The following is a 15,493-nucleotide window of genomic DNA, read 5'->3' on the forward strand; positions in this document are numbered from 1 at the left end:
CAAACGAGGGCGTTAGCTTACCCGAAGGCCAGCAACCTCCCGGTGCACGCGGCACATAGCGGGCGGCTATCTGCACATGGGCGGGGGCCGATGGAGTTTTCCGGGTTTGCTGCGCGCCGATTCGGAACTTTCCTATACCTCTTCGCGTCCCCGCTTTGCAGAATCATTGCTGGCCACCGAGGTGTGCCGTTCGATTTCCCAGGAGTTCCCCGTGCAACCGCGCATCATCATTGCCGACGACCATCCGGTCGTCCTGCACGGCATCCGAATCGTGCTTGAGCGTCACCAGATGGACGTGGCCGGTGCCGCTGCCGACGGTGCCGGACTGCTGCAGCTGCTGGTCCAGCAGCCCTGCCACGCCGTACTCACCGACCTGTCCATGCCCGGCCCCGGCCCGGACGGCCCTGAACTGCTGGCCGAGCTGCGCCAACGCCATCCCGACCTTCCCGTGGTAGTGCTGACCGGGGCCAGGCACCCGGGGTTGCTCGATGGCCTGCTGCGCGATGGCGTACACGGCCTTGTCGACAAGAGCGCCGACTTCGCCGAACTACCGCAGGCCCTGCATGCCGCCATGGCTGGGCAGGTGTTCGTTTCCGACCAGCTGCGGCGCCACCTGCAGGCCCGCGATCTGCTGTTCCCCCATCCACCGGCCGCATTGTCGACACGCGAACTGGAAGTGCTGCAACTGCTGACCGATGGCCTGAACATCAATGCCATCGCCGACCGCAGCGGGCGCAGCCCGAAGACGATCAGCCGGCAGAAGGCCGAAGCCATGCGCAAGCTGGGCCTGCAGACCAACCAGGAACTCTACGACTACCTGCAGACCCGGCGCGACTGAGGGCTTGGCCGACCCCCAGGTGCGGCAAGGGCTTATGGGAGCGGTCGGCGATGATCGCCATGATGGGTGCCATGCCCATCCATGAATGGCCCGAAGAAGAGCGTCCCCGCGAGAAGCTGCTGGCCCGGGGTCCCACGGCATTGTCCGACGCCGAACTGCTGGCCCTGTTCCTGGGTTCCGGCATTGGCGGCCGGGACGCCGTACAGACCGCGCGCGACCTGTTGCTCGCCCACGGCCCATTGCGGGTGCTGCTGGACCGCTCCGCCCGCGAACTATCGAAACTCCCTGGGTTGGGGCCGGCTCGCAGCTGCACGCTGGCCGCAGGGCTGGAACTGGCCCACCGCTACCTGGCCGCTGAACTGCAGCAGGGCGAAGCGGTCGGCAACAACCCTGCCGCCGTCGGCCGTTACCTGCAGCACCGTCTGCGTGGGCAGGCACGGGAACTGTTCGTGGTCCTGTTCCTGGACAACCGCCACCGCCTGATCGCCTGCGAGGAACTGTTCGCCGGTACCATCAACGCGGCCCCGGTCTACCCCCGTGAAGTAGTGCGCAGAGCCCTGCTGCACAACGCCGCCGCGGTCATCCTCAGCCATAACCATCCCTCTGGCGACCCGGAACCCTCGGCCGCCGACGCGCAGATCACCGAGGAACTGCAACGGGCCCTGGCACTGGTCGACATCCGCCTGCTGGACCACTTCGTGGTCGGCGAGGGGCGTCCGGTTTCGTTTGCTGAACGGGGTCTTCTGCCACCGCTCCAGGCCCGCCTGGTCGGATGAGCCCCGCAGCAGCACGCCGCGACGCGTGCCCTGGCAGGCAGGCCCCGGTCAGCGTTGAGGCCGGCATCTGCGCTAAAATGGGCGATTCCGCCGCTCATTCTCACAGCAGGCCTCGTGAAAAATCTCCTCCGCGCCCTGATCAGCCAAGGCATCGAAGCCTTGCGCGCCAATGGCACCCTGCCCGTCGACTCCCTGCCGCCGGACTTCGTGGTCGAGCGCCCGAAGACCCGCGACCATGGCGACTTCGCCACCAACGCCGCGATGCTGCTGGCCAAGGCCGCGCGCAGCAATCCGCGCGCACTGGCACAGGCGCTGGTCGAGGCACTGCCGCGCAGCGAAGACGTCAGCAAGGTCGAGATCGCCGGCCCCGGCTTCATCAATTTCCACCTGGCGCCGGCCGCGTACCAGCGTGAAGCCGTCACCGTCATCAAGGAAGGCGCCGATTACGGCCGCAACCTGTCCGGCAATGGCCGCACGGTAGGCGTGGAGTATGTGTCGGCCAACCCGACCGGTCCGCTGCATGTCGGCCACGGCCGCGCCGCGGCCATCGGCGACTGCGTGGCACGCGTGCTCGATGCCAACGGCTGGAATGCCAAGCGCGAGTTCTACTACAACGATGCCGGCGTGCAGATCGAGAACCTGGCGCTGTCGACCCAGGCCCGCGTGAAGGGCATTGCCCCGGACCAGGAAGGCTGGCCGGAAGGCGGCTACCGCGGCGACTACATCGCCGACGTGGCACGTGCCTACATGTCCGGCGCCAGCGTCGACCTGGAAGGCACCCTGGTGGTCGGCGCCAAGGACCCGGACGACCTGCAGGCGATCCGCCGCTTCGCCGTGGCCTACCTGCGCAACGAGCAGAACCTGGACCTGGCCGCGTTCGGCGTGGATTTCGACATCTACTTCCTGGAAAGCTCGCTGTACGCCGATGGCAAGGTCGCCGAGGCAGTGGCCAAGCTGCAGGCGTCGGGCCATACCTATGAGGAAGGCGGCGCGCTGTGGCTGCGCAGCACCGACTTCGGTGACGACAAGGACCGCGTGATGCGCAAGTCCGACGGCACCTTCACCTACTTCGTGCCGGACGTGGCCTACCACCTGTCCAAGTGGCAGCGCGGCTACGAGCGCGCGATCACCGAACTGGGCGCGGACCACCACGGTTCACTGGCGCGCGTGCGTGCCGGCCTGCAGGCCATGGAAGTGGGCATCCCGCAGGGCTGGCCGGAATACGTGCTGCACCAGATGGTCACCGTCATGCGCGGCGGCGAGGAAGTGAAGCTGTCCAAGCGTGCCGGCAGCTACTTCACCCTGCGCGACCTCATCGAAGAAGCCGGCCGCGACGCGACCCGCTGGTTCCTGATCGCACGCAAGCCCGATTCACAGCTGACTTTCGACATCGACCTGGCCCGTCAGCAGAGCAACGACAACCCGGTGTTCTACGTGCAGTACGCACATGCCCGTGTCTGCAGCCTGCTGCGCCAGGCGCAGGAGAAGGGGATGGTCTACGAACAGGGCACCGGCCTGTCCAATCTGGGCCGCCTGGCCGATGACGCATCGCTGGCCCTGATGAACGAGATCTCGCGTTATCCGGAAGTGGTGGAAGCGGCCGGCGTGGCGCTGGAACCGCATCTGGTCGCGCAGTACCTGCGCGAATTGGCGCACGCCTTCCACACGTGGTATCACGGGACGCCGGTGCTGGTGGACGACGCGACCGATCGCAATGCCAAGTTGACCCTGGCCTGCGCGGCGCGCCAGGTACTGGCCAACGGCCTCGACCTCCTGGGCGTTTCCGCCCCGGAAAAAATGTAAGCCTCAGGAGACGCAGTAGACATGGCAGCACGACGCGGCAAGACACAGGCTCGGCGCAACAGCAGCCAAGGCACGCCCGGATGGGTGTGGCTGGTTGCCGGCGTGGCGATCGCCGCCGTGGTGTTCCTGGCGGCGCCGAACCTGTTCAAGGGCGAGGGCGATGGCTTCCTGCGCGCCGGTCCGCAGCCGAACCCGAACGCGCAGCCGGCGCCGGTGGCCGATGGCGAAGGCGATGTCGGCACCCAGCCGGCCGCACAGCCGGCCACGCCGAAACCGGCTGAGCCGGAAAAGCCGGCCGCCACCCAGTACGACTTCTACACCCTGCTGCCTGGCAAGGAAGTGGAGATGTCCGACGCCGAACTGGCCGCCAGCGCGCGCGCCGAGGAACAGCGCCGGAGCAAGGCCGAAGCGCAGCGCGCGCAGGCCGCACTGGAAGGCAAGCCCGTGCCGGCGGCGGTTGCGGCCGCAGCCCCTGCGGCGACGGCGAGCGTTGCCAGCACCGCGCCGGTGACCGCCACCAGCCGTCCGCTGCCGACGCCGGTGAGTGAACGCCCGACGACCGCCGCGCCAGCGGCCACCACCGCGCCGGCCAGCACCAGCACCGGTGCCGCCGCTCCTGCGGCACGCAGCGAAACCGCGCCGGCCGCCGCCAGCACTGCAGCAGCCCCGGCAACGGCCGACAACGCCCGCTACATCCTGCAGGCCGGTGCGTTCGGCGCGTCCGGCGATGCCGAAGCGACCAAGGCCAAGCTGGCGATGATGGGCCTGGCCGCACGCGTGGAGTCGGCGCAGATCAACGGCAAGACCGTGTACCGCGTACGCATGGGGCCCTATGGCACCGCCGGTGAGCTTTCCGAAGCCAAGCAGAAGCTGGATGGCACCGGCCTGCAGGCGATGGCGATCAAGGCGCAGTAAGCGTGCGGGCATAATGAAAAAAGCCGGGCATTGCCCGGCTTTTTTTTGCCCGTGCAGCGCCGGGCTCGACGCTGCAGACAGCGGATCAGCTCTCGCGGGCAACCTGGAAACCGGCGAACGACTGGCTGACGGGCATCAGTTCCAGGCGATTGATGTTCAGGTGCGGGGGCAGGCTCGCCACCCAGAAGATCTGCTCGGCGATGTCTTCGGCGGTCATCGGGTTGGCGCCGGTGTACAGCTTGTCCGACGCAACCTGGTCGCCATGGGTGCGGACCACGGTGAACTCGGTTTCGGCCATGCCCGGTTCGATGGTGGTCACGCGTACACCGGTACCGTGCAGGTCCGAACGCAGGCCCAGCGAGAACTGGCTGACGAACGCCTTGGTGCCGCCATAGGCGTTGCCGCCCGGATACGGATAGACACCGGCCACCGACGAAATGTTGATGATGGCGCCCTTGCGCTCCACCAGCTGCGGCAACAGGCGATGGGTCAGGGTGACCAGCGCGGTGATGTTGGTGTCGATCATCGTCGTCCAGTCCTTCAGGCTGGCGCTCTGCGCCGGCGCGGTGCCCTGGGCCAGACCGGCATTGTTGACCAGCAGATCGATGTCACCGAAGGCCGGCGGCAGCGCCAGCAGTGCCGCTTCCATCGCGACCGGATCACGCACGTCGAACACGGCCGCGTGCACCACCTCCTTGCCGTAGCGCTCGACCAGCGGCTGCAGGCGTTCGCTGCGACGGCCGGTGGCGATCACTTTCCAGCCCGCCTGGGCGAAGCGGTGTACGGCAGCGGCGCCGAAGCCGGACGTGGCGCCGGTAATCAGGACGGTTCGGGTCATCAGACAACTCCGTGGGAAACCAGACCGCCATTCTGGCACCGTCGGCCCACGGCTGCGTTGCCGGATCGGCCCGCTGCGGTGCGCGCGGTCAGCGCAGGCGGAACACGCGTGCCTTCGGCAGATCTTCGTCGACCTGCAGGAACCAGCGCCCGGCGATACCCGGAATCACCTCGATCTGCGGTGTCTGCAGGGTCTTGCGCAGCTTCATCTGGCCCTTCATCACCTGCCACTGCTGACCGTTGTCGAGGGTGAACACCGTGCCCGGCTGCCAACCCGCGACGTCGCCGACCACGCGGGCGCTGACCGGCCCCTCTTCCAGGCCCAGGTGCATCGCCGCCGGGGCGGGAACGTTGGCCGGCAACGGCGCGCCGGTGTTGGCCGCAACCGCCGCCCGCGTGGGTACGGGCGTGGATGCCTCGGCCTCGCGCAGCACGCGGTTCAGGGTCTGCAGCTGGGTCGCGTCCAGGCCCACTTCGGCCAGCTGGGCCGCGCTGAGACGCTGCTCCACGGGCACGAAACGGTCCTGGGCGGTGGCGGCGAAGCTGCTGGCGACCAGCAGAACGGAAAGGAGGTACCGGCGCATCGGAGAGGGTCTCTGCAGAACAGCGCTCACGATGCTGCAATCCGGTGACAGTCCGGTTACAGCCGCAGGGCCGGTACAATGGGCCATGATCAATAATGATGTACTGCGCAGCGTGCGCTACTCCCTGGACCTCGGCGACCACCACGTGGTGACCCTGTGCCAGATGGCCGATCCGGCGTTCGAAGTGGATGTCGACCAGGCCAAGGCCTGGCTGCTGCGCGAAGACGAGCCGGGTTTCCAGCCGATGAGCGACAGTGCGCTGGCGCACTTTCTCGATGGCCTGATCCTGCACCTGCGCGGTCACGATGAGGGCCAGACGCCGCGCGCGGTGGAAACCCGCATCGACAACAACCTGGTGTTGAAGAAGCTGCGCGTGGCCTTCCAGCTGCGCGATGTCGACATGATGGAGATCTTCACCAGCATCGGCTTCAACGTCTCCAAATCCGAACTCGGCGCGCTGTTCCGCCAGCCCGGCCACAAGAACTACCGGCGCTGCCTGGACCAGATGCTGCGCAACTTCCTCAAGGGCCTGAGCCTGCGCCTGCGCAGCTGAGCACGGCGTCGACGAAGGCGCGTGCGGCCGGCGTCGGCAGGCGCTGCCAGACCAGATGTACGCGCCGGGTCGGGGTCGGTTGCAGCGGCACCTGCACCACCCCTTCGAAACCGTCGGCGATCCGCACCGGCACGATGCCCACCGCCAGGCCGTGGCGGACGAAGCGCTCGACCAGTTCCATCAGGTTGACCTCGAAACGCACCTGATGCGGCAGGCCCGCTGCGGCGAACGCATCATCGGTCTGCCGGCGCGCGCCGGTCCCCCGCGGGAAATCGACCAGGGCCTCATCCTGCAGCGCCGCCAACGGCAACCGCTTGCGCGTGGCCAACCGATGCTGCGGCGCCAGCACGGCCACCAGATCCTCTTCCTGCAGCATCTGGTGGCAGACGCCCTCCAGATGGGCCGACGGCGCCAGCCCCACCAGCGCCACGTCCAGTGCGCGCGACTGCACCTGCTGCAGCAGGGTCTCGCTCTTGTCCACCCGCAACTGGAACTCCACCTGCGGGTGCTGCTGCTGGAAGGCAGCCAGCATGGCCACCACGTCGATGCCGGTCAGCGACGAGATCTGCCCGATCGCCAGCAGCCCGCGCACGTCACCACTGACGGCAGCGACGTCGGCACGCAGGTGGCGCAGGCTGGCCAGCACCTGCCGGGCGTGCACCAGCAACGCCTCTCCCGCCGCGGTGGCGCGCACCTGGCGCGGCAGCCGCTCGAACAACGTCGTGCCCAGCTCCTGCTCCAGATGGGCAATCTGATGGCTCAGGGCCGACTGCACGACGTGGCAGCGCGCGGCCGCACGGGTGAAGTTGCCCTCTTCTGCCAGGGCCACGGCGAACTCGAGCTGCTTGAGGTTCACACCCGTATCTCAATTCCAGATGACAGCGATGATGATGATTCATTTCCATCATGAGAGCAGCAGGCGGACACTGTGCTGCCCTGCTTCACGGAACATCGCGTGTCCCCTTCCCTTCCTCCCCTGCAGCGCTGGCAGATCCTGTTGATGTCGGTCGCCACCGGTATCGCGGTGGCCAGCAATTACTACGCGCAGCCGTTGCTGCATACCATCGCCGATGCCTTCGGCGTGCCTTTCGGCCAGGTCGGCATGGTGGTGACCGCTGCGCAGTTGAGCTACGCCGCTGGCCTGATCCTGCTGGTGCCGTTGGGTGACCTGTTCGAGCGCCGCCGGCTGATCGTGGTGATGACGTTGTTGTCGGCCAGCGGACTGGTGATCAGCGCATGCGCGCCGTCGTTGCCATGGCTGCTGGCTGGTACCGCGATCACCGGGTTGTTCTCGGTGGTGGCGCAGGTGCTGGTGCCGTTCGCCGCCACCCTGGCCGCACCGGAGCATCGCGGCCGCGTGGTCGGCACGCTGATGAGCGGGCTGCTGCTGGGCATCCTGCTGGCACGCACCGTGGCCGGGCTGCTGTCGAGCCTGGGCGACTGGCGCCTGGTCTATGCGATCGCTGCAGGTACGCTGGTGCTGACCGCGCTGGCCCTGCAGCGCGGCCTGCCGCGTTTCCACCACAGCGCCGGGCTGAGCTACTTCGCGCTGCTGCGCTCGATCGGCACGCTGTTCGTGCAGGAGCCGGTGCTGCGCCAGCGCACGCTGCTCGGCGCGTGCAGCTTTGCGATGTTCGCGATCTTCTGGACGCCACTGGCCTTCCTGCTGGCGCAGCCGCCGTATGCCTACAGCGACGCCACCATCGGCCTGTTCGGGCTGGTCGGTGCCGCCGGTACGCTGGCTGCCGGCCTTGCCGGGCGCATGTCGGATCGTGGCCAGACCGGCCGGGCCACGGCCATTGCGCTGGTGCTGTTGCTGCTGTCCTGGCTGCCTCTGGGGCTGTCGGCGCATTCGCTGCTGGCGCTGCTGGTCGGCGTGGTGGTGCTGGACCTGGCCGCGCAGCTGCTGCATGTCAGCAACCAGAACCTGATCTACGCACTGCAGCCGGAGGCACGCAACCGCCTCAATGCCGGTTACATGACCGGCTATTTCATCGGGGGTTCGCTGGGCTCGCTGCTGTCGGCACAGGTCTACCAGCGTTTCGGCTGGACCGGCGTATGCGTGGCCGGTACCGCGGTGGCGGTACTGGCCCTGCTGGTGTGGCTGCCCAGTGCCTGGCGCGCACGCCAGGCCGCGTCGGCCGACTAGAAGCTGCCCTGCAGCGCCAGTTCCCAGCGTCCACCGGCATTGCCCGGGAACAGACGCTTGGCGGCGCTGTCGGTGTCATGCACGGTGGCGCGCAGTTCCCACGCCGGCGTCAACGTGGCAATGGCACTGAGCTGGCCATGCAGGTAGTCCGGCCCCTGCGCGGTGGCCAGCCAGTACTGCCCCACCGCCGCTTCCAACCGCACGCGCTCGTTCAACGGCACCCGCACGCCCAGCTGTGCGTAGGTGCCGCGATGGCCGCCGGCCAGGGCATCGTTGGAGTGGGCAACCTGCAGCCAGGCGCGTTGCTTCCAGGTGGTGGTGACATTGAGTTCGGTCCAGTCCAGTGCGCGGCCAGTGCCCGGATAGACATACCGGGTGAGGTTCGCATCCAGGCTCCAGTCCGGCGACAGCGCGCCGGACCAGCCGGCGACGAGATCGAACTCGCTGCGTGCCCCGCTGTCCGGCGTGAACGAGACATTCGATCCCCATGCGCTGGCATACCAGCCCGAACCCACCGTCACCTTTGCCCCCACCTGCGCGGCCGGATCGCCCTCGCTCTGCGAACTGCCGCGCCAGACATAGTCGCTGGTCAATGCCGCCGTGCCACTCACCTGCACCTGCGCCTGCACGCTGCCGGCGCACAGCAGCCCCGCCAGTGCGGCCGCGCTGGCCATGATCATCCCCTTGCTCTTCACTGCACTCCCTTCCTCGTCGAAGGCGGTCTGTCCGCCGGGACGGCAGTGTCGATGGCAGGGCCGTAACGGTTCGATGGCGATGCTGCCGTGCCAGCGCAAATTCAGCGTAAATCCGCGCCGCGGTGGGCGCGGTATCATGCGGGCCTATTTCCAGGAACCAACCACGTGGACGCCATCCTGACCCCGGTATCGATCGGCGAGCTGATCGACAAGATCACCATTCTCGAGATCAAGGCCGAGCGCATCGACGATGCGACCAAGCTGGCCAACGTGCGCACCGAGCTTGACGGCCTGCTGCCGCTGCTGCTGCAGCAGCTTGACGCGCAGCCGGCACTGGCCGCGCTGAAGACGCAGTTGAAGGCCATCAACGAGCGCATGTGGGAGATCCAGGACCAGCTGCGCGACAAGGAAGCGGCGCAGGTATTCGACGAGGCGTTCATCCAGCTGGCGCGCGGCGTGTACGGCACCAACGGCGAACGCGTGCAGGTGAAGAACGAGATCAACCGTGTTGCCGGTTCGGCGCTGGTCGAGGAAAAGCAGTACCAGGGCGAGTAAGCGCGCCCGTCAGCCACACTCCAGCAGGTGGCGGATGCGGAACAGTTCGAGATCGCTGCGGATGCCGAGCTTCTGATAGGCCGCTTTCTTCTGCGTGCTGATGGTGCTGGCCGAGCGCTGGAAGCGCCGGGCCACTTCGCCGGTGCTGCACCCCTGCAGCACCAGCCGCAGCACTTCGCGTTCACGCCGGCTCAGTGGCGTCAGGCTGGGCGCCGACATGCGCCGAGCGCGTGATCGATTCAGCTGCGTGCGCAGCTCCGGGGGCACGAACCGCCCACCGCGGGCCACCACGTCCACCGCGCGCAGCAGCATTTCCGGCGTGGTCGCCTTGGACAGGAAGCCGCGTGCGCCGGCCTGCATCGTCGTGGCCACGGTGCTGGCATTGCAGTGCGCCGACAGCACCAGTATCGGCAGGCTGGGCCAGCGCCGGGACAATCCGCGCAGCAGCTGCAGCCCGTCGCCAAGATCCCCCAGCGGCAGCGCATCGATCACCAGCAGGTCAACGCAGCCGGGTTCGCGTTGCAGCAGTTCCACCAGGTCATCTTCGTTGGCGTAGCTGCCGCGCACGTGCACGCCGCTATGCTGGTGCAGCAGCACTTCCACCCCCAGCCGCAGCACCGGATGCGGATCCAGCAGCGCCAGACGGCGCGGCCGGTCGGGGAGCAGCGGTGGGAGTACGGGCGGCATCGCGGTGTATCCGGCAGCACGGGATATCCACCGTAGGCCGCCACTGGCGGTGGCGGAATCCAATTCATTGCAATGCAACATGACGCCGCGCATCGCAGTCAGACTCTGTTCTGATTCCCCACAACGCAACAGGCCCGGCAATGCCGGGCCTGTTTCAGCACGAACAGCGCGCGGGCGCGCCGTAGATGCAATTACCAGCTGAAGCGCGGGCCGACGGTGTATTCCTTGTCGCCGTGGCGGTTCATCTTCAGCTCGCCGTTGAGGCCCCAGTTCTGGTTCAGCTTGACCTGACCACCCAGACGGCCGTACCACTGGCTGTCGATGTCGACGCCGTGCTTCTTCGAATAATCTTCGTAACCGACCAGGCCGTAGACCTCAGCGTGGGCACCGAACGCGGTACGGATACCGGCTTCAGCGCTGTAGCCGTTGAAATCCAGGCCGTGCTTCTGGTCGAACTTCTGGTAGGCGACGCGGGCAACGAAGTCGGTCGACGGAGCGATTTCGACGTTGTAGCCGGCACCGACCTTCCACTGGTCAACCTTGATGTTGGTGTGGTCGACTTCCTGACGGCTGTACTCGCCGAAAGCGTGGAAGTTCGGCAGGAAGCCGTAGGAACCCTTCACGCCCCAGCCATCAGCCTTGATGCCGTCAACGTCGGTCTTGGCGTAGTCAGCCTCGGCGTAGTTGTAGGACAGGTTCTCGGCGGCCGAAGCGGTGAACGGCAGGGCAGCGGCCAGAGCCAGAGCAATCAGCGAATTCTTCATGGGGGTACACCTTTACTTTCTTATGGTGTGCAGCAGCGCCAGGGCGCCATCGCATCGGGAATGTAAATTCTCCGTTATTCGCCACAACGCTCCCTGAAAACAGCGGTCTTCGCATTGCTGAATTTTTTGCATTGATTCAGCAAGGCTCAGGCATACGCGCGCGGTACGCGCACGCGCTTCGATTCAATGGCGCGGCAATCGATGTCGATTTGCCGCGCCCTGAAGCGTCGACTCAATGAAGGCCGTGCACCTGGCACGGTCCATTCCGGAGGCAAGCGATGAGCTACATCGATGGTTTCGTCCTGGCGGTGCCCACCGCCAACAAGGAGAAGTTCCTCGCCCACGCGCGCAGCGGCGACGTGGTGTTCCTCGAACACGGCGCGCTGCGCGTGGTCGAGTGCTGGGGCGATGACGTGCCGCACGGCAAGACCACCGACTTCTTCGGCGCGGTGAAAGCCACGGCGGAGGAGACCGTGGTGTTTTCCTGGATCGAGTGGCCGGACAAGGCCACCCGCGATGCAGGCATGCAGAAAATGATGGAAGACCCGCGGTTGGACCCGTCGAAGAATCCCATGCCGTTCGACGGTGCACGGATGATCTACGGCGGATTCGAGCCGATCTTCGAACTCAAGCGCTGACCCGGGCGGGCGTCCTCAGCGGGCGCCCGCTTCATCCTCACCCGCCGCGTGGCCGGCACCCAGCGCAGCACCGGCACCCACACCCAGCCCGCCCATTCCGGCACCCATGCCGCCGCCACCGCCGCCACCTCCACCGGTGCGACCGCCCTTGGCTTCGCCCTCGTTGCGGCCCTTGCCACTTCCGCCAGCGCTGCCCGCAGGGCGGGTAGGCCCCTGGCGCGGGATCTCCAGGTCGGCCGGTACCGGCGCAAGGTCCAGCGCCTCGCGGACGAAGTCGCGCAGCGAGATCACCAGTTCGTGTGTGTGCACCGCACGCCCCTGTGCCAGTTCACTGGCAGCGCGCGCGGCCAGCCTTACCTGCTCGTCGGTGCCCAGCAGCAGGATGTCCGACAAGGCCGCTTCGACCGCATCGCGGATGCGCCGGGCCCGATCCGAGCCCGGCTCGGCGATGCCTTCTTCGTGGGCCCGCTGGCGCAGGTCGCGCAGGTGGGTTGGATCGACCCCCAGCTCACCGGTGAAGGAGCCGCCCAGCGTCTTGTAGGCCGCCATCAAGGTACGCAGCCGCTCATTGATCTGCCGATTCTCTCGTTCGCGGCGCTGCTGCAGGGTCTGCATCACCAGCAGGCGGATGCCCACGCCGAGCAGGGTGATCAGGACCAACCCGGCCAGGGTGGACAGCACGCCCTGCCAGGAACTGAAATCGATGCCGCGCATGGTCAGGGCTCCTGCGGAAGACCTTCATCTTGCCCCAGGCTGCTGCCGCAGATCCACGCCAGGCAACGATCAGCCCCCCCGAAAACGCAGAAGGCCCTCCCGCCCGATGAGCGGAAGGGCCTTCGAACCACGCGCGATTACTTGCGCTTGGCAGCCTTGCGCACGGCCTTCTTGGCCGGAGCCTTCTTGGCCACGGCCTTCTTCAGCGGTGCAGCCTTCTTGGCGACCGTCTTGCGGGTAGCAGCGACCTTCTTGCCGACAACCTTCTTGGCAGCAGCGGTCTTCTTGCCGACAACCTTCTTGGCAGCGGCGGTCTTCTTGCCGACGACCTTCTTGGCAGCGGCGGTCTTCTTGCCGACGACCTTCTTGGCAGCGACGGTCTTCTTGCCGACGACCTTCTTGGCAGCGACAGTCTTCTTGCCGACGACCTTCTTGGCAGCGACGGTCTTCTTGGCCGCAGCCTTCTTGGCGGTAGCGACCTTCTTGCCGACGACCTTCTTGGCGGCCACGGTCTTCTTGGCCACAGCCTTCTTGGCGGTAGCGGCCTTCTTGCCGACAACCTTCTTGGCAGCAGCGGTCTTCTTGGCCACAGCCTTCTTGGCGGTCGCAACCTTCTTGGTGGCGGCCTTCTTCACGGTAGCGACCTTCTTGCCGGCAGCCTTGGTGGTCTTCTTGGCAGCAGCAGCCTTCTTGGTCACGGTCTTGCCGGCAGCCGCCTTCTTCTTGGCCACTTCCTTCTTCAGGGCAGCCGCTTCGGCCTTGGCGTTCTTCTTGGCCGCTTCCAGCTTCTTCTTGGCGTTGGCAACGGTCTTGCCGACCGACTTGGCAGCCTTCTCGGCCTTCTTGGCAACGGTCTTCTCGACCTTGGCCACGACCTTCTTGGCCTTGGCGACGCGGGTGGTGGCAGCCTTGCGGGCGCGCTTGACGGTCTTCTTGACCGACTTCACTGCGTCTTCGGCGGCGTGGGCGATGGTCTCGCCGACGTTGGTGGCGGTTTCTTTCACGTTCTCGACGGCGTCGGTCACGACCGACACACCATTACCGTTGCTCATGTTGCCCTCCTAGGGGCCTGGATTGTCAAAACGGGGCGATGCTATACCGACAATGGCTATCGTGGAACGGGCACGGCCGGCCAATCGCATCCGGTGCGACGCAACTGGAGTAAGCGATAACGGCGGCTGACGTGCCCCGCAGTCAGGAAATCCCTTTTTTTAAGCAGTGTGCGGCGCAGCCTGCCTGCTGCTGGCGTGCCGATGCAGGCACTGGCAGCAGCCACACATCCGCGCAGCACTGAGCGTCATCGCAAGGTCGGGATGCGCGGAACTGCGCAAGTGTCGCGGTGTATCAGGGCGCTGCCGGCGTGCCTTGCGGCGCTCGCTCGCGGCTGTCGCGAACAGCGTTGTGGTGCGCGCGTCAGCTTTCCGGCGCCTGCGGTGGGGGTCGGATTTTCATGGGGCATTTATCCAGATCGCGACACACTCATTCAGCTTGTTCTACCGTATGCGTCAACGGCCCCAACCTCAGCCTGCGAACCGACTCCCATGCGACCGCTTCCCACCCTGCTTACGCTCGCAATCGCCGCTGCCTTCGGCGGCTTCGTTGCCACCGGCCTCAATGCGCACCTGGACAACCGTGCCGATGCCGCTCCGCTGCCGGCGGTACTGCCCACCTCCGCAGCGCTGCCGGCCGCGGTCGCCGGGCAGGCGGTGCCTTCGCTTGCACCGATGCTGGAAAAGGCGATGCCGGCGGTGGTCAGCGTCAACACCAAGCAGGTGGTGCGGGTACGCAACCCGTTCTTCAACGACCCGTTCTTCCGCCGCCTGTTCCCGGACATCCCGCAGGAGCGGATCAACGAGTCACTCGGTTCGGGCGTCATCATCGATGCCACCGAAGGCCTGGTGCTGACCAACCACCACGTCATCGACAACGCTGATGACGTGCAGGTGACACTGGCCGATGGGCGCACGGTGAAGGCCGAGTTCCTCGGCTCGGACCGCGACACCGACATCGCGCTGATCCGCATTCCGGCGCAGAACCTGACCGACATCAAGCTGGGCAACAGCGACCAGCTGCGGGTGGGCGACTTCGTGGTCGCGATCGGCAATCCGTTCGGTTTCAGCCAGACGGTCACCTCGGGCATCGTCTCGGCGGTGGGCCGCAGTGGCATCCGCGGGCTGGGCTACCAGAACTTCATCCAGACCGATGCATCGATCAACCCCGGCAATTCCGGTGGCGCACTGGTCAACCTGCAGGGCCAGCTGGTGGGCATCAACACCGCCAGCTTCAACCCGCAGGGCAGCATGGCCGGCAACATCGGCCTGGGCCTGGCGATTCCGTCGAACCTGGCCCGCAGCGTGGTGGACCAGCTGGTCAAGCATGGCGTGGTGGTGCGCGGCACGCTGGGCATCGAAAGCCAGAACTTGAGCGCGCAGATCGCGCAGGGCCTGGGCCTGGGCGAAACCCGCGGCGCCCTGGTAACCCGCGTGCTGGCCGGTTCGGCCGGTGCCGCCGCAGGACTGAAGCCGGGCGACGTGGTGGTATCGGCCAACGGCCAGCGCGTGGACAGTGCCGAAGCACTGCACAACGTGGAAGGCCTGGCGGCGGTGGGCAGCGTGCTGACCCTGGACGTTCGCCGCGAAGGCAAGCCGCTGCAGATCAAGGCAACGCTGAAGGAACAGGCGCGCGTGGTCAGCGGCGAGAGCCTGGACCCGCGCCTGACCGGTGCCAGCTTCGTCGACCTGCCCGAATCGCTGCGTCAGTCTGGCGTGGGCGGCGTGCTGGTCAGCGAGGTCAAGCGCGGCAGCCGCGCCGCGACCAATGGCCTGCAGCAGGGCGACATCATCACCGACGCCACGGTGGGCGAGTTCGCCGACCTGGCCAGCTGGCGCGCCAATTTCCAGCAGCGCCCGCCCACCCTGGTGCTGCGCGTGCTGCGCAACAATGGCCAGCAGCAGGGCCAGTTGGTGATGCGCTGATCGCCTGGCC

Annotated in this window: 17 protein-coding genes; 9 read left to right on the top strand and 8 right to left on the bottom strand. The window is 66.9% G+C overall.

What is annotated here, in order from left to right:
- Nucleotides 1–211: 211 nt before the first annotated feature.
- The 4 genes from ABIA73_RS04985 (at nucleotide 212) to ABIA73_RS05000 (ending at nucleotide 4,332) form a co-directional block, all read left to right on the top strand.
- Nucleotides 212–838 (top strand): response regulator, encoded by a 627-nt coding sequence (locus tag ABIA73_RS04985; protein WP_025878376.1) that lies wholly within the window; start codon nucleotides 212–214, stop codon nucleotides 836–838.
- Nucleotides 839–909: 71 nt separating this feature from the next.
- The gene (radC, locus tag ABIA73_RS04990; protein ID WP_025878375.1) at nucleotides 910–1,614 is read left to right on the top strand and encodes a RadC family protein; all 705 of its coding nucleotides are present in this window, start codon (nucleotides 910–912) and stop codon (nucleotides 1,612–1,614) included.
- Between the two features lie 114 nt (nucleotides 1,615–1,728).
- Nucleotides 1,729–3,417, top strand: coding sequence for an arginine--tRNA ligase (gene argS, locus ABIA73_RS04995; RefSeq protein WP_279208117.1), 1,689 nt, complete (start codon nucleotides 1,729–1,731; stop codon nucleotides 3,415–3,417).
- Nucleotides 3,418–3,438: 21 nt separating this feature from the next.
- Nucleotides 3,439–4,332, top strand: a complete 894-nt coding sequence (locus ABIA73_RS05000) for an SPOR domain-containing protein (protein WP_279208116.1) — start codon at nucleotides 3,439–3,441, stop codon at nucleotides 4,330–4,332.
- A gap of 85 nt (nucleotides 4,333–4,417) precedes the next feature.
- Here the strand turns inward: ABIA73_RS05000 and ABIA73_RS05005 are convergent, their stop codons facing one another.
- The gene (locus ABIA73_RS05005; protein WP_025878372.1) at nucleotides 4,418–5,170 is read right to left on the bottom strand and encodes an SDR family NAD(P)-dependent oxidoreductase; all 753 of its coding nucleotides are present in this window, start codon (nucleotides 5,168–5,170) and stop codon (nucleotides 4,418–4,420) included.
- An 88-nt stretch (nucleotides 5,171–5,258) separates the two neighbouring features.
- Nucleotides 5,259–5,753, bottom strand: a complete 495-nt coding sequence (locus ABIA73_RS05010) for a hypothetical protein (protein WP_354275505.1) — start codon at nucleotides 5,751–5,753, stop codon at nucleotides 5,259–5,261.
- 85 nt (nucleotides 5,754–5,838) lie between these two features.
- On the opposite strand from ABIA73_RS05010, the gene ABIA73_RS05015 reads away from it, so the two are divergent.
- A complete protein-coding gene (locus ABIA73_RS05015) occupies nucleotides 5,839–6,306 on the top strand; it encodes a YehS family protein (RefSeq protein WP_088100722.1) in 468 nt (155 codons plus the stop codon).
- Here the strand turns inward: ABIA73_RS05015 and ABIA73_RS05020 are convergent.
- Nucleotides 6,275–7,162, bottom strand: coding sequence for a LysR family transcriptional regulator (locus ABIA73_RS05020; protein ID WP_354275506.1), 888 nt, complete (start codon nucleotides 7,160–7,162; stop codon nucleotides 6,275–6,277). The two genes, ABIA73_RS05015 and ABIA73_RS05020, sit on opposite strands and share 32 nt — an antisense overlap.
- Before the next feature lie 144 nt (nucleotides 7,163–7,306).
- Between ABIA73_RS05020 and ABIA73_RS05025 the strand changes: the two genes are divergently transcribed.
- The gene (locus tag ABIA73_RS05025; protein ID WP_189914910.1) at nucleotides 7,307–8,455 is read left to right on the top strand and encodes an MFS transporter; all 1,149 of its coding nucleotides are present in this window, start codon (nucleotides 7,307–7,309) and stop codon (nucleotides 8,453–8,455) included.
- On the opposite strand, the gene ABIA73_RS05030 is transcribed toward ABIA73_RS05025, so the two are convergent.
- The gene (locus tag ABIA73_RS05030; protein WP_313283903.1) at nucleotides 8,452–9,150 is read right to left on the bottom strand and encodes a TorF family putative porin; all 699 of its coding nucleotides are present in this window, start codon (nucleotides 9,148–9,150) and stop codon (nucleotides 8,452–8,454) included. The two genes, ABIA73_RS05025 and ABIA73_RS05030, sit on opposite strands and share 4 nt — an antisense overlap.
- Nucleotides 9,151–9,315: 165 nt before the next feature.
- Here ABIA73_RS05030 and ABIA73_RS05035 point away from each other — a divergent pair, with 165 nt between their 5' ends.
- Nucleotides 9,316–9,705 carry a DUF6165 family protein gene (locus tag ABIA73_RS05035; RefSeq protein WP_218788447.1) on the top strand — a complete coding sequence of 130 codons (390 nt, stop codon included), beginning with the start codon at nucleotides 9,316–9,318 and terminating at the stop codon, nucleotides 9,703–9,705.
- Between the two features lie 9 nt (nucleotides 9,706–9,714).
- On the opposite strand, the gene ABIA73_RS05040 is transcribed toward ABIA73_RS05035, so the two are convergent.
- Entirely contained in the window at nucleotides 9,715–10,392 is a 678-nt protein-coding gene (locus ABIA73_RS05040) for a response regulator (protein ID WP_025878365.1), read from the bottom strand.
- Nucleotides 10,393–10,583: 191 nt separating this feature from the next.
- On the bottom strand, nucleotides 10,584–11,156 hold the full coding sequence (locus tag ABIA73_RS05045) for an OmpO family porin (protein WP_025878364.1): 573 nt from the start codon (nucleotides 11,154–11,156) through the stop codon (nucleotides 10,584–10,586).
- 278 nt (nucleotides 11,157–11,434) lie between these two features.
- Here ABIA73_RS05045 and ABIA73_RS05050 point away from each other — a divergent pair, with 278 nt between their 5' ends.
- Nucleotides 11,435–11,794, top strand: coding sequence for a DUF1428 domain-containing protein (locus ABIA73_RS05050; RefSeq protein WP_025878363.1), 360 nt, complete (start codon nucleotides 11,435–11,437; stop codon nucleotides 11,792–11,794).
- Nucleotides 11,795–11,809: 15 nt separating this feature from the next.
- Here ABIA73_RS05050 and ABIA73_RS05055 read toward each other — a convergent pair whose 3' ends face one another.
- The gene (locus tag ABIA73_RS05055) at nucleotides 11,810–12,508 is read right to left on the bottom strand and encodes a hypothetical protein (RefSeq protein ID WP_134831883.1); all 699 of its coding nucleotides are present in this window, start codon (nucleotides 12,506–12,508) and stop codon (nucleotides 11,810–11,812) included.
- 137 nt (nucleotides 12,509–12,645) lie between these two features.
- A complete protein-coding gene (locus ABIA73_RS05060) occupies nucleotides 12,646–13,560 on the bottom strand; it encodes a histone (protein WP_354275507.1) in 915 nt (304 codons plus the stop codon).
- A gap of 489 nt (nucleotides 13,561–14,049) precedes the next feature.
- On the opposite strand from ABIA73_RS05060, the gene ABIA73_RS05065 reads away from it, so the two are divergent.
- Nucleotides 14,050–15,483 carry a Do family serine endopeptidase gene (locus tag ABIA73_RS05065; RefSeq protein ID WP_025878360.1) on the top strand — a complete coding sequence of 478 codons (1,434 nt, stop codon included), beginning with the start codon at nucleotides 14,050–14,052 and terminating at the stop codon, nucleotides 15,481–15,483.
- The last annotated feature ends 10 nt before the right edge of the window (nucleotides 15,484–15,493 follow it).

The organism is Stenotrophomonas sp. 2694, assembly GCF_040548715.1.
GTDB lineage: Bacteria > Pseudomonadota > Gammaproteobacteria > Xanthomonadales > Xanthomonadaceae > Stenotrophomonas > Stenotrophomonas indicatrix.